Origin of the sequence: Bradyrhizobium ivorense (assembly GCF_900696085.1) — a bacterium.
Lineage (GTDB): Bacteria > Pseudomonadota > Alphaproteobacteria > Rhizobiales > Xanthobacteraceae > Bradyrhizobium > Bradyrhizobium ivorense.
Map to the genome: position 1 here is coordinate 65,863 of NZ_CAADFC020000007.1, position 20,508 is coordinate 86,370.

General features: G+C 66.1%; 21 protein-coding genes. 10 read left to right on the forward strand and 11 right to left on the reverse strand.

All coding sequences use genetic code 11. The annotated features are described in order from the left end of the window. The first annotated feature begins 18 nt into the window (after positions 1–18). Positions 19–1,476: a glutamate synthase subunit beta gene (locus CI41S_RS10625; RefSeq protein WP_139858921.1), complete on the forward strand. Its 1,458-nt coding sequence runs from the start codon at positions 19–21 to the stop codon at positions 1,474–1,476. Positions 1,477–1,968: 492 nt separating this feature from the next. Here the strand turns inward: CI41S_RS10625 and CI41S_RS10630 are convergent, their stop codons facing one another. After that, the gene (locus tag CI41S_RS10630; protein ID WP_430650014.1) at positions 1,969–3,672 is read right to left on the reverse strand and encodes an outer membrane beta-barrel protein; all 1,704 of its coding nucleotides are present in this window, start codon (positions 3,670–3,672) and stop codon (positions 1,969–1,971) included. Positions 3,673–3,920: 248 nt separating this feature from the next. Between CI41S_RS10630 and CI41S_RS10635 the strand changes: the two genes are divergently transcribed. After that, positions 3,921–4,928, forward strand: coding sequence for a KpsF/GutQ family sugar-phosphate isomerase (locus CI41S_RS10635; RefSeq protein WP_139858922.1), 1,008 nt, complete (start codon positions 3,921–3,923; stop codon positions 4,926–4,928). A gap of 96 nt (positions 4,929–5,024) precedes the next feature. On the opposite strand, the gene CI41S_RS10640 is transcribed toward CI41S_RS10635, so the two are convergent. After that, positions 5,025–5,564, reverse strand: a complete 540-nt coding sequence (locus tag CI41S_RS10640; protein WP_139858923.1) for a carboxymuconolactone decarboxylase family protein — start codon at positions 5,562–5,564, stop codon at positions 5,025–5,027. 74 nt (positions 5,565–5,638) lie between these two features. On the opposite strand from CI41S_RS10640, the gene CI41S_RS10645 reads away from it, so the two are divergent. Then, a complete protein-coding gene (locus CI41S_RS10645) occupies positions 5,639–5,971 on the forward strand; it encodes a winged helix-turn-helix transcriptional regulator (RefSeq protein WP_139858924.1) in 333 nt (110 codons plus the stop codon). Positions 5,972–6,145: 174 nt separating this feature from the next. Here the strand turns inward: CI41S_RS10645 and CI41S_RS10650 are convergent, their stop codons facing one another. From CI41S_RS10650 to hemH, 3 genes are all read right to left on the reverse strand, one after another. Further along, positions 6,146–6,592 carry an NfeD family protein gene (locus CI41S_RS10650; protein ID WP_139858925.1) on the reverse strand — a complete coding sequence of 149 codons (447 nt, stop codon included), beginning with the start codon at positions 6,590–6,592 and terminating at the stop codon, positions 6,146–6,148. Positions 6,593–6,634: 42 nt separating this feature from the next. After that, positions 6,635–7,639, reverse strand: coding sequence for an SPFH domain-containing protein (locus CI41S_RS10655; RefSeq protein WP_139480627.1), 1,005 nt, complete (start codon positions 7,637–7,639; stop codon positions 6,635–6,637). A 211-nt stretch (positions 7,640–7,850) separates the two neighbouring features. Beyond that, complete coding sequence (hemH, locus tag CI41S_RS10660) at positions 7,851–8,888, reverse strand: ferrochelatase (RefSeq protein WP_139858926.1); 1,038 nt, start codon at positions 8,886–8,888, stop codon at positions 7,851–7,853. A gap of 114 nt (positions 8,889–9,002) precedes the next feature. On the opposite strand from hemH, the gene CI41S_RS10665 reads away from it, so the two are divergent. Then, positions 9,003–9,401: an MAPEG family protein gene (locus tag CI41S_RS10665; RefSeq protein ID WP_139858927.1), complete on the forward strand. Its 399-nt coding sequence runs from the start codon at positions 9,003–9,005 to the stop codon at positions 9,399–9,401. A 149-nt stretch (positions 9,402–9,550) separates the two neighbouring features. Here the strand turns inward: CI41S_RS10665 and CI41S_RS10670 are convergent, their stop codons facing one another. Genes CI41S_RS10670 through CI41S_RS10680 form a run of 3 tightly spaced genes read right to left on the reverse strand, consistent with a single transcriptional unit; the run spans position 9,551 to position 13,376 of the window. Continuing rightward, complete coding sequence (locus tag CI41S_RS10670; protein ID WP_139858928.1) at positions 9,551–10,660, reverse strand: nickel/cobalt transporter; 1,110 nt, start codon at positions 10,658–10,660, stop codon at positions 9,551–9,553. Beyond that, a complete protein-coding gene (locus CI41S_RS10675) occupies positions 10,651–11,298 on the reverse strand; it encodes a DUF1007 family protein (RefSeq protein ID WP_244626470.1) in 648 nt (215 codons plus the stop codon). Before CI41S_RS10675 ends, CI41S_RS10670 begins: the two co-directional genes overlap by 10 nt. A gap of 2 nt (positions 11,299–11,300) precedes the next feature. Beyond that, positions 11,301–13,376: a M3 family metallopeptidase gene (locus tag CI41S_RS10680; RefSeq protein WP_139858929.1), complete on the reverse strand. Its 2,076-nt coding sequence runs from the start codon at positions 13,374–13,376 to the stop codon at positions 11,301–11,303. 129 nt (positions 13,377–13,505) lie between these two features. Here CI41S_RS10680 and CI41S_RS10685 point away from each other — a divergent pair, with 129 nt between their 5' ends. The 6 genes from CI41S_RS10685 to CI41S_RS10710 all read left to right on the forward strand — a co-directional run bounded on the left by CI41S_RS10685 (position 13,506) and on the right by CI41S_RS10710 (position 18,459). After that, positions 13,506–13,766 (forward strand): hypothetical protein, encoded by a 261-nt coding sequence (locus tag CI41S_RS10685; protein WP_139858930.1) that lies wholly within the window; start codon positions 13,506–13,508, stop codon positions 13,764–13,766. Positions 13,767–14,436: 670 nt separating this feature from the next. After that, on the forward strand, positions 14,437–15,579 hold the full coding sequence (locus CI41S_RS10695; RefSeq protein WP_139480621.1) for a type III PLP-dependent enzyme: 1,143 nt from the start codon (positions 14,437–14,439) through the stop codon (positions 15,577–15,579). A gap of 128 nt (positions 15,580–15,707) precedes the next feature. Beyond that, the gene (locus tag CI41S_RS10700; protein ID WP_139858931.1) at positions 15,708–16,316 is read left to right on the forward strand and encodes a GNAT family N-acetyltransferase; all 609 of its coding nucleotides are present in this window, start codon (positions 15,708–15,710) and stop codon (positions 16,314–16,316) included. Between the two features lie 10 nt (positions 16,317–16,326). Then, positions 16,327–16,494: a hypothetical protein gene (locus tag CI41S_RS43355; RefSeq protein WP_172627985.1), complete on the forward strand. Its 168-nt coding sequence runs from the start codon at positions 16,327–16,329 to the stop codon at positions 16,492–16,494. Positions 16,495–16,586: 92 nt separating this feature from the next. Further along, positions 16,587–16,976, forward strand: coding sequence for a RidA family protein (locus CI41S_RS10705; RefSeq protein ID WP_139858932.1), 390 nt, complete (start codon positions 16,587–16,589; stop codon positions 16,974–16,976). A gap of 40 nt (positions 16,977–17,016) precedes the next feature. After that, a complete protein-coding gene (locus tag CI41S_RS10710; protein ID WP_139858933.1) occupies positions 17,017–18,459 on the forward strand; it encodes a homospermidine synthase in 1,443 nt (480 codons plus the stop codon). A gap of 67 nt (positions 18,460–18,526) precedes the next feature. Here CI41S_RS10710 and CI41S_RS10715 read toward each other — a convergent pair whose 3' ends face one another. The 3 genes from CI41S_RS10715 to CI41S_RS10725 form a co-directional block, all read right to left on the reverse strand. Continuing rightward, positions 18,527–19,267: an acetoacetate decarboxylase gene (locus tag CI41S_RS10715; protein ID WP_139858934.1), complete on the reverse strand. Its 741-nt coding sequence runs from the start codon at positions 19,265–19,267 to the stop codon at positions 18,527–18,529. Between the two features lie 113 nt (positions 19,268–19,380). Next, positions 19,381–19,707, reverse strand: a complete 327-nt coding sequence (locus CI41S_RS10720; RefSeq protein ID WP_139858935.1) for a hypothetical protein — start codon at positions 19,705–19,707, stop codon at positions 19,381–19,383. Between the two features lie 78 nt (positions 19,708–19,785). Further along, positions 19,786–20,502, reverse strand: a complete 717-nt coding sequence (locus tag CI41S_RS10725; protein WP_139858936.1) for an MgtC/SapB family protein — start codon at positions 20,500–20,502, stop codon at positions 19,786–19,788. Positions 20,503–20,508: the final 6 nt, after the last annotated feature.

Consider the following 20,508-nt stretch of genomic DNA (forward strand, 5'->3'; position numbering starts at 1 on the left):
CAGGGGCATCGGGTTTAGATGGGCAAGATCACAGGTTTCCTCGAGATCGACCGCAACGAGCGCAAGTACGAGCCGGTCGCCGAGCGGCTGAAGAACTTTGACGAGTTCGTGATTCCGCTGAGCGACAAGGACACGCGCGACCAGGCGGCGCGCTGCATGAATTGCGGCATCCCCTATTGCCACGGCACCGGCTCGGCCGAGCCGGGCACGCCGGGCTGTCCGGTCAACAACCAGATCCCCGACTTCAACGACCTCGTCTATCAGGACAACTGGGAAGAGGCGTCGCGCAATCTGCACTCGACCAACAATTTTCCGGAGTTCACCGGGCGGATCTGCCCGGCGCCGTGCGAGGCGTCCTGCACGCTCAACATCGACGACAACCCGGTCACCATCAAGACCATCGAATGCGCGATCGTCGACCGCGCCTGGGACGAGGGCTGGCTGAAGCCGGAGATCGCCCAGCAGAAGACCGGCAAGAAGGTCGCGGTGATCGGCTCCGGCCCGGCCGGCATGGCCTGCGCGCAGCAGCTCGCGCGCGCCGGCCACGACGTGCACGTCTACGAGAAGTACGCCAAGGCGGGCGGCCTGCTGCGCTACGGCATCCCCGACTTCAAGATGGAGAAGGGTATCATCGACCGCCGCGTCGCGCAGATGGAGGCCGAGGGCGTCACCTTCCATTACGGCAAGCCGGTCGGCGGCTCCGCCCCCGGCGCGATCGACCCGAATGAGCTGGCCAAGCAATACGACGCGGTGGCGCTGACCGGCGGCGCCGAGGCGCCGCGCGACCTGCCGATCCCCGGCCGCGACCTCCAGGGGATCCACTTCGCGATGGATTTCCTGCCGCAGCAGAACCGCCGCGTCTCCGGCGAGCCGCTGAACGGCGTGACCGACATCCTCGCTGGCGGCAAGCATGTCGTCGTGATCGGCGGCGGCGACACCGGCTCGGACTGCATCGGTACCTCGTTCCGCCAAGGCGCCAAGTCGGTGACCCAGCTCGAGATCATGCCGGCGCCGCCCGAGCGCGAGAACAAGGGCGTGACCTGGCCGAACTGGCCGCTGAAGATGCGGACCTCGTCGAGCCAGGCCGAGGGCGCGGCGCGCGAGTTCGCCGTGCTGACCCAGAAGTTCGAAGGTGTCGACGGCAAGGTCGCAAAGCTTCACTGCATCAAGGTCGACGACAAGTTCAAGCCGCTGCCCGGCACCGAGTTCACGCTCGACGCCGAGCTCGTGCTGCTGGCGATGGGCTTTGTGCATCCGGTGCACGAGGGCCTGCTCAGGACGCTGGGCGTCGATCTCGACCAGCGCGGCAACGTCCGCGCCAACCTGCACGACTACCAGACCTCGCAGCCAAAAATCTTCTCCGCCGGCGACATGCGCCGCGGCCAGTCGCTGGTGGTCTGGGCGATCCGCGAAGGCCGCCTCTGCGCTCGCTCGATCGACAGCTTCCTGATGGGGAAGACGGACCTGCCGCGGTAACGCGGCGGTCGGCCGAGCCACATCCACACACGCAACTGTCATCGCCCGCGAAAGCGGGCGATCCAGTATTCCAGAGACGCCAGCGCTTGAGCCGAGAAGCCGCGGCGTACTGGATGCCCCGCTTTCGCGGAGCATGACACCGCGAGTCTACAGCAGACGGCTCGTCACGCATTCCCGCATTGCCGCAAAGTCGATTAAGATGGTCAGTGGCGGTTGGCCGGATTTACTTCAACGAATTTGGGCTGCCCTACATCCCTCACCCAAACGATGACAGGTGCATGCGAAGCAATAAGGCCAACCATAACGACGCGTCCAACGCCGATCGCAATGAAAAAACGCGATGACGGAAATTCAGTCCGACGTTCTAGCAAAGACGTAGGCATGTGACGGCCCTTCTCTAACAGCGGAATGATAGCATACAGCGAGCTACTTGGATCACCCGGTTCTGGTACCTTGAGTCGCGCGCGCGGCGGTCTGCGGTCAGGACACACGCTAATTCTGCACCCGCACGCCCAGCATCACCACCGTCGAGGCCGAGCTATTGCCCGCGATGTTCGAATCCAGCCAGTCGCGGCGCAGGGTGCCCTTGATCCAGAGGCTGCGGGTCATCTTGTAGATCAAATCGGCGGACACCGAGTAGATGGTGTCGTCGCGGTTCTCGCCGCCCTTGTACTCGAGCGTGCCGTAGGTGAACTTGCCGATGGCGGTCAGCCAGCGGCGGAAGTCGTGGTCGACCTCGACGGTGTACGTGCGCGACAGCACGCCGGAGCTGCCGGGCAGTGTGGTCTCGCCGAGCTGGGTGTCGGAGAAGAACTTTGCCGTGGTCAGCGGCGTCACTGTCCAGGTCAGCGACGCGGTGGTGAGCAGGCCCTCGAGCCGGTTGAGCCTCGTGTCGACATAATTGCGCATCCCGTAGCCGATCGAGATCTCGCCGAACAACAGCCGCGAGAATTCGAAGGAAGTGCCGGCCTTGGCGTAGCCACCCGACGAATCGCGCGCGTAGCCGTTGCGGTCGAGAAAGAGATCATGCACCCGGCTGTCGCCCTGCACTTCGACGAACGGCTTGACCGCGGGGTTGAGCTCGTAGCTGACGCGGCCGACGCCGCCATACTGGGTGAAGTTGCGGTCGTCGTTCGACGAAGAGGTGCCGTCGGTGAGCTTCGACCATTGATAGTCGGTGCGGTCGATGGTGGCGCCGGCGGAGACCTGCAGGCGGTTGAAATTCTGATCGATGCCGAAGGTGCCGCCGACCGTGGAGTAGACCGGATATCGGGCGAGGCCGGCCTGCACGTTCGGGCTGCCGGGATTGTCGGTCGAGACGAACAGCCGCGCCTGTCCCAGCAGGCGGGTGTCCCTGGTGACGTCGATGCGGCCGTCGATATGGCCGGTGAAGTTCGGCCGGTCGACGTCGAGCGGCGCCGACAGCGGAGTGCCGTCGGCATTCGGCGTCAGCCCGGAGCCGTAGCCGGTGAAGGAGCCGCGCAGATCGGCGACGACGGCGTGGCGCTCCCAGTCGGACACCGCGAGGAATTCCGGCGCGATGACATAGAAGCCCTTGCCCTGCGGAGAGTTCAGCCGACCAGGATTGGTGTCGTAGCCGCCCATCACCTCGACCGCGGTCTTGATCAGGAACGAGCCGGCGTAATCGCCGATCGCGCCGAACGGATCGTCGTCGATCTTCAGCCGTTTGCGCGGCGGCTGGCCGACCACGGTGCCGGCCATCGCCGGCGGCAGCGGCGGCTTGCTGGCGGTCTCCGACGGCGGGATCGACAGCCGCAACTGCCCTGACGCGTTCAGCGGCGGCGCCGTCGGCACCGGCGAGCCGGGTCCCGGCGACGGCTTCGGCTTCACCTGGCCCGGATAGTATTTCGGCTTCAGCCGCTTGCGGTTGAGCGAGTCGTAGCCTGACGTCGCGGCGCCGGTCGCGGCGGTGGAGAGCCCCGTGGCCGGGAGCTGGCCGCCGCGTGTCGTCGTCGAAGTCGATGACGACCTCGACGAACGCCGCTCGCGCTCGCGATCGCGGTCCGGGTCAGGCAGCCTCAGGCCGTTGAGGGGATCGAGCACATCCGCCGTGGTCCGGCGCAGCGGGGAATTCGGGTCGACGACCTGGCTCTGCCGGTTCGGGCTGAACAGGTCGGGCGTCACGGTCTGGGCCCGGGCGAGCCCGCCTGGCGCGGTCAGCACGAGGCATAACAAGGCCACGCGAACAACACGTCCGCGCCGATCCCGGCCGCTTGCAGGCCTCCGCACCACGATGGAAAATACTCCAACGAATTCATGCACTTGACGTACGCATCCCACCCGGCGGCGGAAAACGTCCTTAATGGAGTTAAAACAATTATGGTTAATGGGCCGTTGAGGATTGGCGGGTGCGCGTCGCATCGCGGAAAAGAGCGTGCTAAGGGAGACGCCCGGGGCGCAAAGCCCCTCCCCTGGAATCCAGTATGGCCAAACCGAAACCGCTGATGACCAAATCATCCGGCCGCGATGACGGCGCCGTTCAATCAGCGCTCCGCACCCTCGATGCCGAAGCCGGCGGCGTCGCCGCGCTGACCGCGGCGCTGAAATCCGACCTCGGCCCGTCCTTCACGGCGGCGTCCGACCTGATCCGCAACGCCAAGGGCCGCGTGATCGTCACCGGGCTCGGCAAGTCCGGTCATATCGGCCGCAAGGTCGCCGCGACCTTCGCCTCGACCGGCACGCCGGCGTTCTTCGTGCATGCCGCGGAAGCCAGCCATGGCGACCTCGGCATGATCACCGCCGACGACGTCATCCTGGCGCTGTCGTGGTCCGGCGAGCAGCCGGAGATGCGCAACCTGATCGCCTATGCGGCGCGCTTCGGCATCCCCTTGATCGCGATGACCGCCGACAAGGATTCGACGCTGAGCAAGGCCGCCGACGTGCAGCTGACGCTGCCGAAGGCGCGCGAGGCCTGCCCGCACAACCTCGCACCGACCACGTCCTCGCTGATGATGCTGGCGCTCGGCGATGCGCTGGCGATCGCGCTGCTGGAGGGCCGCGGCTTCACCTCGACCGATTTCAGCGTGCTGCATCCGGGCGGCAAGCTCGGCGCGCTGCTGAAATACGCCCGCGACCTGATGCATACCGGCGACACGGTGCCGCTGAAGCCGCTCGGCACCAAGATGTCGGACGCGCTGGTCGAGATGACCTCGAAGGGCTTTGGCTGCGTCGGCATCGTCGACCGCCACGGCCATCTCGTCGGCATCGTCACCGACGGCGATTTGCGCCGGCAGATGCGCCCCGACCTGCTGACCCTGTCGGTCGACGAGGTCATGACCAAGACGCCGAAGACGATCGGCCGCGACACCCTGGCCGGCGAGGCGCTGGAGCTGCTCAACGCCTCGAAGATCACGACGCTGATCGTGACCGATGCGAAGAAGCCGGTCGGCATCATCCATCTGCACGATCTGCTGCGGGCGGGCGTGGCGTAGCACTCGCGGTCCGTAGGGTGGGTTAGCCGAAGGCGTAACCCACCACCTTCGGCGCGAGACACGGTGGGTTACGCTTCGCTAACCCAACCTGCATTCTCATTGCGGAAACCGCGCCGCGGTCGCCTCGAGCGGCAGGGCCAGCGAATTCGCGAGATACGACACCGTGCGGTAGAAGCCGCACAGCAAAATGATCTCCAGGATCTGATCCTCATCATAATGCGCGGCGAGCGCCGCGAACTCGGCATCATCGAGCGTCGCCCGAGCATGCAGCGCGTCGACCGCCGCCAGCATCGCCTGTTCGGCCGGCGACCAGCAATCGGCATCGGCCTTGTCATGCACGGTGGCGCGGACCTGCTGCTCCGACAGCCCAGCGGCCGCGCCGAAGGCGGCGACATGCACGCCCCATTCATACTCGCAGGCATTTTTCGCACAGGTGCGATCGATCACGATCTCGCGCGCCCTGAGCGACAGCGGCCCGCGATCCAAGAGGCTGCCGCCGCGAAACTTGTCCCAGGCGCGCGGATGGCCGGCCATGACGCGGAACAGCACCAGCGGCGGCGCGCCGCGCATGATGCGGTCGAAATGTTGTTGGACCTCGGCCGGGTACGGTGGTTCGAGCGGCGCAATGCGTGACATGGCCAAAGCTCCTTGCTACAAATACTGTAGCGATACGCTACAATATCTGTAGCACTGCGCAAGAGGGATTCGGCATGGCGAAGCAGGTTCCATCCGCACCGCGCAGCGTCCGCGGCTCGCGCAGCGGCCGCCCGATCATGGCGCTGCTCGACCTGCTCGGGCGGCGCTGGACCTTGCGGATCGTCTGGGAGCTGCGCGAGAGCACGCTGACGTCGCGCGCGCTGCGCACGGCCTGCGACGAGGCCTCGCCGACGATCCTGCAGACGCGGCTGAGCGAATTGCGCGAGGCGGGTTTTGTCGAGCTGACGGACGATGGCTATCGGCTCACCGGGCTGGGCCGGGAGCTGTTTCAGACCTTTACGCCGCTCAATCGTTTTGCAGAGCGATGGAGCAAGCAGGTGGGCTGATCTGCTCCCTCTCCCGCCCTTCGCGGGGCCGAGACGAGCGGAGCTCGCTCTGAGAGGGTCGGGGTGAGGGGCGATCTCCGCCAGCGAGCCGAGCGTTAAGACCTGTACCCCCTCACCCGCCGCGCAAGGGCGCGGCGACCTCTCCCCGCAGGCGGGGAGCGGTGAAGGAAGCGTCTATGCCATCGCGACCGTCAGGCTGGCGCCATCGGCGCCGACCACCTTGACCCGGCTGCCGGCCGGCATGTCGGGGCCGGCGACGCGCCAGATGGTGTCGTCGATCCGCACCGTGCCTGTCCCGTCGATGATCGGCTTCTCCAGCGTGAACTCGCGGCCGATCAGGGCCTCGTTGCGGCGGTTGAGGAACGGATTGCTCTTGCTCGCCTCCCGCGTGCTCCGGGCAAAATGCCGCCACGCCGGCACGGCGGCCACCGCAAACACCGCGAACATCAAAAGCTGCGTCTGCCAGGACGGCGTGAACACGAACGACAGGAGGCCGACCAGGAGCGCCGCGAGCCCGAGCCAGAACAGGAACACGCCGGGCGCCAATAGCTCCAGCGCCATCAGGATGAAGCCGAAGATCAGCCAGTTCCAGGTGCCCAATGTCGAAAACATCTCGGCCATGACACGACCTCTATCATTGCAGGCACGGTGCCGTCACGCTCCTCAGCGCTGCGGCACCGGCGGTGGTGCCGGCGGCGTTGGCCCCGCCGGAGGCACCGAGCCGCGCCGCGCGGCGGCGGTGGCGGAGACCGCGCTCTCGCCAAACGTGGCGCGGGCGATCTCGCCGATGCCGGCGAGCGAGCCGAGCACGCTCGAGGTCTCGATCGGCAGCATCAAGACCTTCTGGTTCGGCGACTCCGCGAGCTGGCCGAACGCCTTGATGTATTTGTCGGCAATAAAATAGTTCAGCGCGGCGACGTCGCCCTTGGCGATCGATTCCGAGACCATCTGGGTCGCCTTGGCCTCGGCCTCGGCGAGCCGCTCGCGCGCCTCGGCGTCGCGGAAGGCGGCTTCGCGGCGGCCTTCGGCCTGCAGGATCTGGCCCTGCTTGGCGCCCTCGGCGCGCAGGATTTCCGATTGCCGCTGGCCTTCCGCCTGCAAAATGTCGGCGCGCTTGACGCGCTCGGCCTTCATCTGCCGGCCCATCGCCTCGACGAGGTCGGCCGGCGGCACGATGTCCTTGATCTCGATGCGGTTGACCTTGACGCCCCAGGGCGACACCGCGGCGTCGACCACGCGCAGCAGCCGCTCGTTGATCTCGTCGCGATGCGACAGCACCTGGTCGAGGTCCATCGAGCCCATCACCGAACGGATGTTGGTCATGGTCAAGACGGTGATCGCCTGATTGAGATTGGCGACCTCGTAGCTCGCCTTGGCGGCGTCGAACACCTGGTAGAAGGCGACGCCGTCGACCGTCACGGTGGCGTTGTCCTTGGTGATCACCTCCTGCTCGGGGATGTCGATCACCTGCTCCATCATGTTGATCTTGCGCCCGATGCGATCGAAATACGGCACGATCAGATTGAGGCCGGGCGACAGCGTGCGAGTGTATTTGCCGAACCGCTCGATGGTCCAGTCAAACCCCTGCGGGACGGTCTTGACGCCGGCGAACAGCGTGACGATGACGAGAAGAACAAACGCGATCGCGAAAATATCGAAACCAGTCATAAAGTCCTCCAAGGCCGGCACGATCGGCGCCGGATGCGGTCGTGCATTGGTCGGCAGGACCGCTGCGCCGGTTCAGCCGGCTGTTGTTTGACCATGACGTAGGTGGTGGTTGTGCGGGCCGCCAGATGTATGAAGGGTGAACGGCGACAGGGATATGTCCGGCGTCACGGATCGTTAACGATCAGATCCAGACTTCTCAAATCCAGACTTCTCAAATCCAGCCCTGCAGCTCGCGCAGCACCAGGTGGCGGATCACGTCCATGCCGCCGTCGCTGTCGTTGAGGCAGGGGATCGCGGCAAACTGCTCGCCGCCATTGTGCCGAAAGATCTCGGCGTTCTCCTGCGCTATCTCCTCCAGCGTCTCCAGGCAGTCCGCGGAGAAGCCCGGCGTGACCACGGCGATCCGGCGCACGCCCTCCTTGGCCAGCCGCTCGACGGTCTTGTCGGTATAGGGCTGCAGCCACTCGGCGTTGCCGAAGCGCGACTGGAAGGTGAGGATCAGTTTCGAGGCTTCGAGTCCGAGCCGCTTGCGCAGGGCGTCGGTCGTCGCCACGCATTGCGCCTGGTAGGGATCGCCCTTGTCGACATATTCCTTCGGCATGCCGTGGAACGAGGCGACGATGATCTCGGGCTGGAACGGCAGCGTCGCCACATGCGCATTGATCGACGAGGCCAGCGCCTCGATGTAGTCGGAATCGTCGTAATACGGCGGCGTCACCCGCAGGATCGGCTGCGCGCGCATGCCGGCGAGCACGCGGAAAGCCTCGTCGCAGACGGTGGCCGAGGTCGCGGCGGAATATTGCGGATAGAGCGGCACCACCAGCAGGCGGCTGCAGCCCTGCGCCGCCAGCGCCTCGATCCGCGCCTGGATCGACGGGTTGCCGTAGCGCATCGCCCAATCGACCACGACATGGTCGTGATCGGCGATCGCATCCGCAAGCTTTGCGGCCTGCGAGCGCGTGATGGTCTTGAGCGGCGACTCGTCCTTCTCGGTGTTCCAGATCTTCAGATAGTCGCGCGCCTTGCGGGCCGGGCGGACGCGCAAAATGATGCCGTTGAGGATCAGCTTCCAGACCAGGCCCTGGTCCTCGATCACCCGCGGATCGGACAGAAATTCCTTCAGATAAACCCGCACGCCCGCGGCGTCCGCGGTATCCGGCGTGCCGAGATTGACCAGCAGCACGCCGACGCGCGCAGGCTTCGCCGCCGCGGCGGGCTTCGCGCTCTCGAAGGGAATGACCGTGCTCATGATGGTGTTCTCATGACAGGCGTGCTCAGGACAGGTTTGGGCTTCGCGCGTTGCTCCAACCTTGTCAAGCCGAGTGCTCCTTGGCTAGTTTCCACCCCGAAAATGGGAGGAACCATGACGGTCGCCGAATGGTGCGTCTTCGGGACGCTGATGCTCTCGCTCCTGACGATCCTGTCGGCGAAATGGTCCAGCGCTCGCGGTTTCGACAATTCGCGGCCGCGCGATCCCGAGTTCTACGACGATCCGTTCCGCTCGCGGGCGCTCGGCGCCCACCAGAACGGCCTCGAGGCCTTCCCGTTCTTTGCCTTCGCGGTGCTGCTCGCCGAATTCCGCGTCGGCCCGCTGCGGCTGATCGACGAACTGGCGGTGCTGTTCTTGATCGTGCGCATCGCCTACGTCCTGACCTATGTCGGCAACCGCCCGACGCTGCGCTCGATCCTCTGGAGCATCGGCTTTGCGATCAACATCGCGATCTTCCTGCTGCCGGCGCTGAGGGGCTATGTGACGGGGTAGGCCAAGTGATCCGTCATCCTGAGGCGCTCGCCTCTTCGGCGAGCCTCGAAGGATGCACGGCCCCGCTGGTGGCCGATTCATCCTTCGAGGCTCGCAAGGGCTCGCACCTCAGGATGACGGATCGGTGACTGGCTTCGTGGGTCTAAGTTCTAGAAGCACGTCACCCGCTCGGCCGCGACGTAGCCGAACAGCAGCCCGATCCCGAACAGCAGCACGAGCCCGGCGGCGGCGAATTCCAGGCCGCGCATGATCAGCATGCCGCCGCCGTCGCGCGCGGCGCTGAGCCGCTCGGCCATGCCGCGCGCCGAGACCGCGACCAGCGCGATCGCCGCGACCGTGATCGCGGTGCCGAGGCCCATGACGAAGGTCGCGGCGATGCCGGCCCAGAACAGGCCCTGCGCCAGCGCAAACACCAGCACCAGGATCGCGCCCGAGCACGGCCGGATCCCGACGGTGAGGATCGCGCTGAGGCCGCGCCGCCAGCCGCCGGGGCCGGCCAGTTCGGCCGGCGTCGGGCCGTGCGAGTGGCCGCAATGCTCGTCATGGACGTGACCGTGATCATGATCATGGCTGTGACCGTGGTCGTGGTGATGATCATGGCCGTGATCGTGATGCGCGTGACGATGGTGGTGATCATGGCCGTGGTCGCCGTGATCGTGCTGATGCGCGCCGGCCAGCGCCGGGCGCGGCACCTGCAGCGCGCGGATGAAGCCGCCGCCCTTGACCCAGACCAGGCGGGCGCCGAACAGCGCGATCAGCACGTAGCTTGCGATCTCGACCGCCCGCTCCGCCCCGCACATCGTCTTCGCGGTCGCGTTGAGCAGCCAGGCGCCGATCCCGACGATCAGCACGGCGACCAGCGACTGCATCAACGCCGAGGCGAACGACAGCACGATGCCGCGCCGCGCGGTCTCGCGGTTGGCAACCATGTAGGAGGAGATCACCGCCTTGCCGTGGCCGGGGCCGGCGGCATGGAAGATGCCGTAGGCAAACGAGATCCCAAGCAGTGTCCCGACCGCCGAGCCGTCGGATTTCGCCGCGCGGATCGCCGCCGAGATCTCGCGGTAGAACTCCGACTGCTTTGCCAGCAGCCAGCCGACCAGGCCGCCCTGCGGCTCCGGCGCGGTGCGCGGCGCGCCGAACGGATTTTGCGCCAGCAGCGCGTGCGCGGACGCGTCGAGCAACGCGAACGCGGTCAGCACCACAGCGGAGAGCGCGAGGCCGCGCACCGCGCGGGAGACGATCGGCGTCATGGGCATTCCACCGTGATCTTGTTGGCGAACATCATGCCGAAATTGGCATTGCCGCCGTCGAGAAAGTTCTGCTCGCCAAGCTTCTGCGCGGCCGCGGTGCCGTCATTCGGCCGCTGGAACTGGATCTTGCAGTCGGCGGCCGCGCCGACCAGCTTGACCGGGTCCTGCTGCACGTACTGGAAGTCGATGAAGTAGGTCGGGTCGAACACCTCCAGCGAGAGCTCCTTCGCCTTGAACGGCGTCTTCGCCGGCAGGGTGAAGTGCAGCGTCAGCGCCGTATCCTTGTATTCGAGGAAATAGTCGACCGGCTCCGAAAACTTCTGCTTCTTGCCGTCGGCCTTGGCGAAGGTGAAGTAGGCGTATTCCTTCAGCGACTCGACATTGGTCTGCGCCAGCGGCGCCAGCTCCTCGCGGCTGTAGGCGCCCTTGACCTTGGTCTCGAGGCCCTGCAGCGCATAGGTCGAGAACATGTCGTCGAAGGTCCAGGCGTGGCGGACCCCGGTGATGGTGCCGTCGGGCGCGTAGATCAGTTCGCTCTTCGCCGTGATCCAGACATGGGGGTGGGCCTGCGCGGCCGCCGCGCCGAGGACTGCGGCGGCAGCCAGCACGAGCCAGCCGATCAGGCGGTTGCAGGCGGGCCGCACCTTCAGGCCACCTCGGGGGTCTCGAGCAGGCCGCGGCGCCGCAGCAGCGCGTCCGGCTCGGGCTCGCGGCCGCGGAACGCGATGTAGGCCTCCTCCGGATCGCGCGAGCCGCCCGACGAATAGATGTCGTCATGCAGCCGCTTGGCGGTCGCCGGATCGAAGATGTCGCCGGCCTCCTCGAAGGCGCCGAAGGCATCGGCGTCCATCACCTCCGACCACATGTAGCTGTAATAGCCTGACGCGTAGTGGTCGCCGGAGAAGATGTGGCCGAACTGGGTCGGCCGGTGCCGCAGCGAGATCTCGGCGGGCATGCCGATCTTCTCCAGCTCCCTGCGCTCGAAGGCGCGGACGTCGCCGCAGGCGGCCGCCGGCTGGGTGTGGAATTCGAGGTCGACCAGCGCCGACGAGACGAACTCCACTGTGGCAAAGCCCTGGTTGAACTTGCGCGCGGCCAGGAAGCGCTTCAGCAAATCGTCCGGCAGCGGCTCGCCGGTCTGGTAGTGGCGGGCGAAACGCTGCAGCACCTCGGGTCGCTCCTGCCAGTGCTCGTAGAGCTGCGAGGGCAGCTCGACGAAGTCGGTGAAGACGGAGGTGCCCGACAGCGACGGATAGGTCACGTCCGAGAGCATGCCGTGCAGGCCGTGGCCGAACTCGTGGAACAGGGTCCGCGCGTCGTCGGGCGACAGCAGCGACGGCGCGCCGTCGGCGCCCTTGGCGAAGTTGCAGACATTGATGACCAGCGGCGCGACCTCGGCGTCAAGCCGCTCCTGGTCGCGCAGCGAGGTCATCCAGGCGCCGGACCGCTTCGAGGGCCGGGCGAAGTAGTCGCCATAGAACAGCGCCTTGTGCTGGCCGGCGCGATCCTTGACCTCCCAGACCCGGACGTCGGGGTGCCAGACCGGAATGTCCTTGCGCTCCTCGAAAGTGATGCCGAACAGGCGGGTGGCGCAGTCGAAGGCGGCCTCGATCATGTGGTCGAGCACCAGATAGGGCTTGATCGCGGAATCGTCGAAATTGGCGCGGCGCTGGCGGAGCTTTTCGGCGTAGTGGCGCCAGTCCCAGGGCGCCAGGGAGAAATTGCCGCCCTCCTCGGCGATCAGCGCCTGCAGCGCGTCGCGGTCGGCGAGCGCCCGCGCCCGGGCCGGCTTCCAGACCCGCTCCAGCAGGCCGCGCACGGCCTCCGGGGTCTTGGCCATGGAATCCTCGAGCCGGTAGGCGGCGTAGGTCGGATAGCCCAAAATCCCCGCGCGCTCCTCGCGCAGCTTGAGGATCTCGACGATGGTCTCGTTGTTGTCGTTGGAATTGCCGTTGTCGCCGCGGGCGGTGAAGGCCTTGTAGACCTTCTCGCGCAGGTCGCGGCTCTCCGAGCTTTGCAGGAACGGCTCGACCGAGGAGCGCGACAGCGTCACGATCGCCTTGCCGGCCATGCCGCGCTCTTCCGCCGCAGCCTTGGCGGCCGCCACAAATGTGTCGGAGAGGCCGGCGCGGTCGGCTTCGCCGAGCTCCATGAACCAGTCCTGCTCGTCGCCGAGCAAATGGTGGCTGAACGAGGTGCCGAGGTGGGCGAGGCGCTCGTTGATCTCGGCCATCCTGACCTTTGCGGCCTCGTCGAGCCCGGCGCCGGCGCGGTGGAAGCGTGTGTAGGTGCGTTCCAGCAGCCGCAACTGCTCGCCGGTCAGGCCGAGCTTGGCGCGCTTCTCGTGCAGCATGGCGATGCGGCCAAACAGCACGGCGTTCATCATGATCGGATTCCAGTGCCGCGCCATTCTGAGCGACACTTCCTTGTCGATCTCCAGGATCTGCGGGTTGGAGTGCGCCGAGACCAGGTCGTAGAACACCGCGGCGACCTTCGACAGCAGTCGGCCGGAGCGCTCCATCGCGGTGATGGTGTTGTCGAAGTCGGGCTGCGTCGGATCATGGGTGATCGCGGCGACTTCCGCCGAGTGATCGGCAAAGGCCTGCTCGAAGGCGGGCAGGAAATGCTCCGGCAGGATCTCGGCGAAGGGCGGCGTCTCGAACGGCGTGTGCCACGCCTTCAGGAGCGGATTGGCCTCGGCCGGTGCGCTGGTTTCTGACATCGAATGTCCCGTTTTTCGCCTTGAAAATCAGGCCAATCTATATCACGCGATGCGGCATTTTTGCGCCTTTTGCGCTTGATAGAAGGGCACTTTTCGGAGAGATTGCGCCCCCTGAACAGGACCTATTCCATGAGCACGCAGCCCACCACTTCCGCCACCCGCACCATCGCCTGGCCGAGCGTCATCACCGTGATCTCCGCGGCGATCCTGATCGGCGCCGAGGTGTTCGGCGCGGCGTTCGCCGGCGGCTGGGCGCTCGCGATCCTGCTCGGGCTCGACGATCTCGGCGCGCACATCCTGCAGGCCGTGCTGTTCGGCGTCGGCGTCCTGATCATGATCGCCTTCATCCGCGCCGCGCAGCGCGTCGAGCCGTTCACGCGTCGCGCCTGAGCCGCACGATTCAAGAAAGCCCTGCGGCACAGGGCTAAAACGCACACGCTTCGTTAGGCAATCTTAACAGCCGTTCATCTTCAGCGTCGCGAGACGCGTGCTCAGCGCGAGATCGCAAGCACGCGTTAGGGAAATTTGTCGCGATCGCAAAAAAATTCTTGCGAAGCCAATTCAAAAGACTTATTTCCTGCCTTGCCCAATTTCGCACGTGCCTGTGGTCGTGTGTCAGTCGGTAGGTATCCGGACAAGAGGCCGGACAGCCGCCAAGGGGTGGAAGAACCGAGGGTCGCTCCCGTCAGTTAAGACGGACAAGGCGGCCAGCATCTCTCTCCAGGGATGCCGTTGAAGGTCTCGCCACTTCTTGCAACCGTGACTGGCAGCCGGAGGCGAACCGGCGCACCCCGCTCTCAACGGGGGACGCGACTTAAAGCAACGACGGATCGGGCTTTTTTGGTCTCTACCGGCGGTCCAACGCCGGCGCGGGCTACTGAAAAGGCTTGTCCTTCATTGCCAGGTGAGTGGGTGGGAAACTCTCCCAACCAATCCACGGCAGCACAGTCTGGTTTGAGTCCCTTGGCCTCAGCGCGCCTCCATCGCGCGATGTGGCCAGAGCGCTCTTATCCGACGTCACGTTGATGCGGTCCCGTCGCTGGGGCCGTTGGAGAGTGCCATGACCGAACGTATCCAGGAATTCCTGCGTCACCGCCGCAGCGAAGGTCTCGACACCGAGCCGTGCCTCGTCGTCGACCTCGAGGTCGTGCGCGACAACTACCAGACCTTCGCCAAGGCGCTGCCGGACAGCCGCGTGTTCTACGCGGTCAAGGCCAACCCGGCGCCCGAAGTGCTGTCGCTGCTCGCCTCGCTCGGCTCCTGCTTCGACACCGCGACTGTTGCGGAAATCGAGATGGCGCTGGCCGCCGGCGCGACGCCGGACCGCATTTCCTTCGGCAACACGATCAAGAAGGAGCGCGATATCGCGCGTGCCTTCGCGCTCGGCATTCGCCTGTTCGCGGTCGACTGCGCCGCCGAGGTCGAGAAGATCGCCCGCGCCGCCCCCGGCGCCAAGGTGTTCTGCCGCATCCTCTATGATTGCGCCGGCGCCGAGTGGCCGCTGTCGCGCAAGTTCGGCTGCGACCCGGAGATGGCGGTCGAGGTGCTCGACCTCGCCAAGCGCCTTGGGCTCGAGCCGTGCGGCATCTCGTTCCATGTCGGCTCGCAGCAGCGCAAGGTGAAGGCGTGGGACCGCGCGCTCGCCATGGCCTCGACCGTATTCCGCGACTGCGCCGAGCGCGGCATCAACCTGACCATGGTCAACATGGGTGGCGGCTTCCCGACCAAGTACCTGAAGGACGTGCCGCCCGTGCTGCAGTACGGCCGGTCGATCTTCCGTGCCCTGCGCAAGCATTTCGGCAACCAGATCCCGGAGACGATCATCGAGCCGGGCCGCGGCATGGTCGGCAATGCCGGCATCATCGAGACCGAAGTCGTTCTGATCTCGAAGAAGAGCGACGAGGACGAGGTGCGCTGGGTGTACCTGGACATCGGCAAGTTCGGCGGTCTCGCCGAGACGATGGACGAGTCGATCCGCTACGCCATCCGCACCCCGCATGACGGGGCGGACATGACGCCGTGCGTGCTCGCTGGGCCCACCTGCGACAGCGCCGACGTGCTGTACGAGAAGCTGCCGTATCCGCTCCCGGTGACGCTCGAGATCGGCGACAAGCTGCTGATCGAAGGCACCGGCGCCTATACGTCGACCTACTCGTCAGTGGCCTTCAACGGCATTCCGCCGCTGCGGACCTACCACATCTGACCTGCCTCATAGTCGAGGCCTGAACCGGGAGCCGGCCCCGCCGGCTCCTCTCCGATCCATTTTCGAGTTTTTCCAACGACGCTTGCCGCGGCGTACGCCATGCCGTTGCGAGCGAGGACTGACGTGCCATGACTGCTAAACGGAACACCGCCGTTGCCCTCATCCGAGAAACCGCTCCGTTCGCGATCCGTGCGGAGCGTGCCTCGGACGTCGTCGCACGCGAAGCGCTGCTGGATGCCTGCTTTGGCGACAACCGCCATACGCGCACCTGCCAGCGCCTGCGCGACGGACGCGCGCCCGCCGAAGGCCTGAGCCTTGCGGCCGTGCGCCAGGACGGCCGGCTGGTTGGAACCGTGCGGTTGTGGCACGTCAGCGCGGGGGGCCGCAGCGCGCTGATGCTGGGGCCGCTGGCAGTCGACGGCGACTGCCGCGGCCTCGGCGTCGGCGCCGCGCTCATGGCGCGCGCGCTGACGGTCGCCAAGACGCGCGGCCACGGCGCGGTGATCCTGCTCGGCGACGCGCCCTACTATGCCCGTTACGGCTTCTCCGCCACCAAGACCGGCGAGTTGTTGCTGCCCGGCGCGTTCGAGCGCGAGCGGCTGCTCGGCCTCGAGCTGGTCGAGGGCGCGCTGGACAGCGCCTGGGGCATGATCGTGCCGACCGGCGCCCCGCTGAAGACCAGGGCCTCGCGTGCCCGGTCCCGGAAGGCACCGCTCGCCGTGCCGCACGCGGCTTAGGGCGGCCGCCATGTCGGAGAACCTTTCCGCCAGCGATGCCGCGCGTCCGCGTTGGCGCGGCCTCGTCACCACGGTCATGCTGGTGCTGATCTCGGTGATGATCGTCAGGGATATCCTGATCCGGCGCTGGGCCGGCTCGCCGCCGACGCCGCCGGACACCACGCAGCAGTCCCGCTGAGCCTGCCGTCAGGTTAGTATTCGGGGGGTTGCACGGGTGTTGAAAATGCCCGTAAACCCCGCGCCAAGCCCATTTTCAGTCGAGGTCAAGACATGTCCCGTCGCCTGATTTCCACAGGTTCGCCATTCGAGAAGACCGCCGGCTACAGCCGCGCCGTGATCGACGGCGACTTCGCCTTCGTCGCCGGAACCACCGGCTACGACTACACCACGATGACCATGCCCGGCGATGTCACGAGCCAGTCACGGAACTGCTTCAAGACCATCGAGGCTGCCCTGAAAGAGGGAGGCTTTGCGATGGCCGACATCGTCCGCGCGACCTACTACCTCACTGACGTCAGTGACGCGGAAGCGCATTTCGCGGTCTGCGGCGAGGTTCTCGGCGACATCCGCCCGGCTGCCACGCTGCTGATCGTCGCCGGGCTCTACAAGGCGGAGATGAAGGTCGAGATCGAAGTCACCGCAAAGCGACGTAACCCCTGATCCACTCTAGCCGCCGCTAGGCACTCTCCTGGAGAAAATGATGAGTCCCTCCTCGCAGATCTACGCGAAGATCACCGGCCCGATCGTCATGGTCGGCTTCGGCTCCATCGGCAAAGGTACGTTGCCGCTGATCGAGCGGCACCTCGATTACGACAAGTCGCGCGTCACCGTGATCGACCCGAAGGACGAGGGCCGCAAGGCGCATTGCGAGAAGCACAATGTCAAATTCATCCAGAAGGCGGTGACCAAGGACAATTATCGCGAGTTGCTGACCCCGCTGCTTACCGAAGGCGGCGGCCAGGGCTTTTGCGTCAATCTCTCGGTCGATACCGGCTCCACCGACATCATGGAGCTCTGCAACGAGGTCGGCGCGCTTTATATCGACACCGTCAACGAGCCCTGGCTCGGCTTCTATTTCGACGCGTCGAAGGGTCCGGAAGCGCGCTCCAACTACGCCCTGCGCGAAGTGACGCTGGCCGCCAAGAAGGCGCGCCCCGCGGGCTCGACCACGGCCGTCTCCTGCTGCGGCGCCAATCCCGGCATGGTCTCGTTCTTCGTCAAGCAGGCGCTGCTCAACGTCGCCGCCGATCTGAAGCTCAACGCCCCCAAGCCCAAGACCCGCGCCGAATGGGCCGACCTGATGCGGCAGGCCGGCGTCAAGGGCATCCACATCGCCGAACGCGACACCCAGCGCGCCAAGTCGCCGAAGGAGCCGGACGTCTTCGTCAACACCTGGTCGGTGGAAGGTTTTCTGTCGGAAGGCGTGCAGCCCTCCGAGCTCGGCTGGGGTACCCATGAAAAATGGATGCCGGAGAATGCGCGGACTCACGAAGCCGGCTGCGGTGCTGCCATCTATCTGATGCAGCCCGGCGCCAACACGCGCGTGCGCACCTGGTGCCCGACCCGCGGCGCGCAATATGGCTTCCTCGTCACCCACAACGAGTCGATCTCGATCTCCGATTACTTCACGGTGCGCGACGCATCCGGCACGGCGATCTACCGGCCGACCTGCCACTATGCCTATCATCCCTGTGACGATGCCGTGCTGTCGCTGCATGAGATGTTCGGCCGCGCCGCGAAGATGCAGGAAAAGCACCACATCCTCGACGAGAACGAGATCGTCGACGGCATCGACGAGCTCGGCGTGCTGCTGTTCGGCCATGACAACAATGCCTACTGGTACGGCTCGCAGCTCTCGATCGAAGAGACCCGCGACCTCGCGCCCTACCAGAACGCCACCGGCCTGCAGGTGACCTCGGCCGTGCTCGGCGGCATGGTGTGGGCACTGGAGAACCCGAACGAAGGCATCGTCGAGGCCGACGAGATGGACTTCGAACGGCTGCTGGAAATCCAGCTGCCCTATCTCGGCCCGGTCAAGGGCTACTACACCGACTGGACCCCGCTGACGGATCGCCCGGGCCTGTTCCCGGAGGACATCGACACGTCCGATCCGTGGCAGTTCAAGAACATTCTGGTGCGCTGAAAAGCGCACCGAACTTTGCCATCGAAATGCCCGGCCCCGCGCCGGGCATTTTCTTTTTCGACGTCCGTCACTTCGCCAAATAGTCGAACGCCACCGAGCCGAGGCCGAGCGTCAGGTCGGCCTTGTAGTGCAGCGCCGAGACCACCTCACGCACCGGCAGGCGGGCGACGTCGCACAGCGCATGTGGGAACAGGCCGAGCGCGGCGGGGCCGGTCCAGGCTTCCTTCAGTGTGATGTCCTCGAGATGGAAGCGCACCAGCTCGCAGACCCGCGCGCTGCCGTCGACATGCGGGATGATCTTGAGAATGAAGTTCGGCGCCTTCATCGCGCTGAGCAGGCTGTCGTGGTCGACCTTGCGGTGCTTGTAGCCCATCGTGGCGGAAGCGCAGAGCACCGAGCCGTAATGCAGCGAGCCGACCAGGACGTCGCTCTCGATCGCGATCTTGGGCCGCGCCAGCTTCTTCGGAAATCCCCACAGCTCGCGGCCGCCGGCGATCGGTGCCTCGTCGTCGAGGTACATCGCGTGGGTATAGGCACCCTCCTCGCCCCTGAAGCGGACCGGGATCACCTGCCCGGTCTCGGTGTAGTCGCCGAAGCCGGTCGAGTCGGGCATGCGGATGAATTCGTACTTCACCACGGGCTCGGCGACCTCGAGCGGCTCGGGCACTATAGCGGCGAGCGCTTCGGGGTCAGTCTTGTAGGTGATGATGAAATATTCGCGATCGTAGAACCTGTAGGGTCCGGGCGGAAACGACGGGTTGGTGAGCGGCATCGAATAGGCGGTGCGCCGGACGTCCTCGATCTTCATGATGGCCCCATCTGCCGTTGGCGTGACGGGTCGATTATGGAGCGGCGAGGCGACGGAGGCGAGAGCGTATAATCGGCAGCTGCCGTCAAATGCGCGTCACAATGGCGGGCGGGCTATTTCTCCTTGATCGGCGGCGCGGTCTTCTCGGCGGGCGCCGGCGGCAGCACTGGCTTGGCGCCGCCCTTCTGCGCGTCGGCATCGGGACGGGCCGGCTCCGGCGCCGGCGTGGTCGGACGGTCGCCGCCGGGCTTTGACTCGGCCGGCGGGGGCGTTTTCTGCGGCTCCGGCGACTGCTGCAGCGGCTGGGTGGCCTGTGCCACCTCCTGCGGCGGGGACGAGGCGATCTCGCGCAGCGAAACCGAGGCTATCGCGACGCCGGCCACCACCATTACGGCGGCGATCAGTATGTTGTTCCGCAACCTGGTCTGGTCCGCAGCCATCTCGTTCACCCGCGTCGTGTTCGCGAGGACCAACGATCCGGCAACGGCATGGTTCCGAACGACGAGAGCCGGCGGAACTCAGTCCGCGGTGTTGCTCTCCCAGGTCGCGTGGCGCACGCCCGCCTGATGCTGCAAGTCGACGACCACCGCATTCAGTTCGTTGGGATCGACCGCCGTCGAGACCAGAGTCGCGACGATCTCCAGGAATTCGTCGCCGGTCTCGACCACGGCGACGTCGGCGACCGGATAATTCGCGGCCTCGAGCTTTTCCACCAGCTGGTCGCGCAGGACGGGCAGCGCTTCGGTCGAGACCGCGAGCTTCACGTAATAGGTCGCCTCCGAGGCCTTCTCGTTCAGCGGGATGCGGTTGATGGCATTGACCACCGGACGCAGCAGCGTGTTGCCTGCGATCACGAACACGGTCAGCGCCGCCGCCTGCGCCACCATATCGGCGCCGGCGCACGAGCCGACCGCGGCCGAGGCCCACAGCGTCGCGGCGGTATTCAGACCGCGGACATCCATGCCCTGCTTCATGATGACGCCGGCGCCGAGGAAGCCGATGCCCGACACCACATAGGAGATTACCCGCACCGCGCCGCCGGCGCCATCGAGATGCATCGCCAGGTCGACGAAGGCGGCCGCGCCGACCGCGACCAGCACGTTGGTGCGCAGGCCCGCGGTGCGCTGCCGGTACTGGCGCTCGGCGCCGATCAGCGTTCCCAGCACGAAGGCAGAAAACAGGCTGACCAGCGTGTCGATGAAATCGGCAAGCTGGAATGTCGTGATGAATCGCATGGCGGC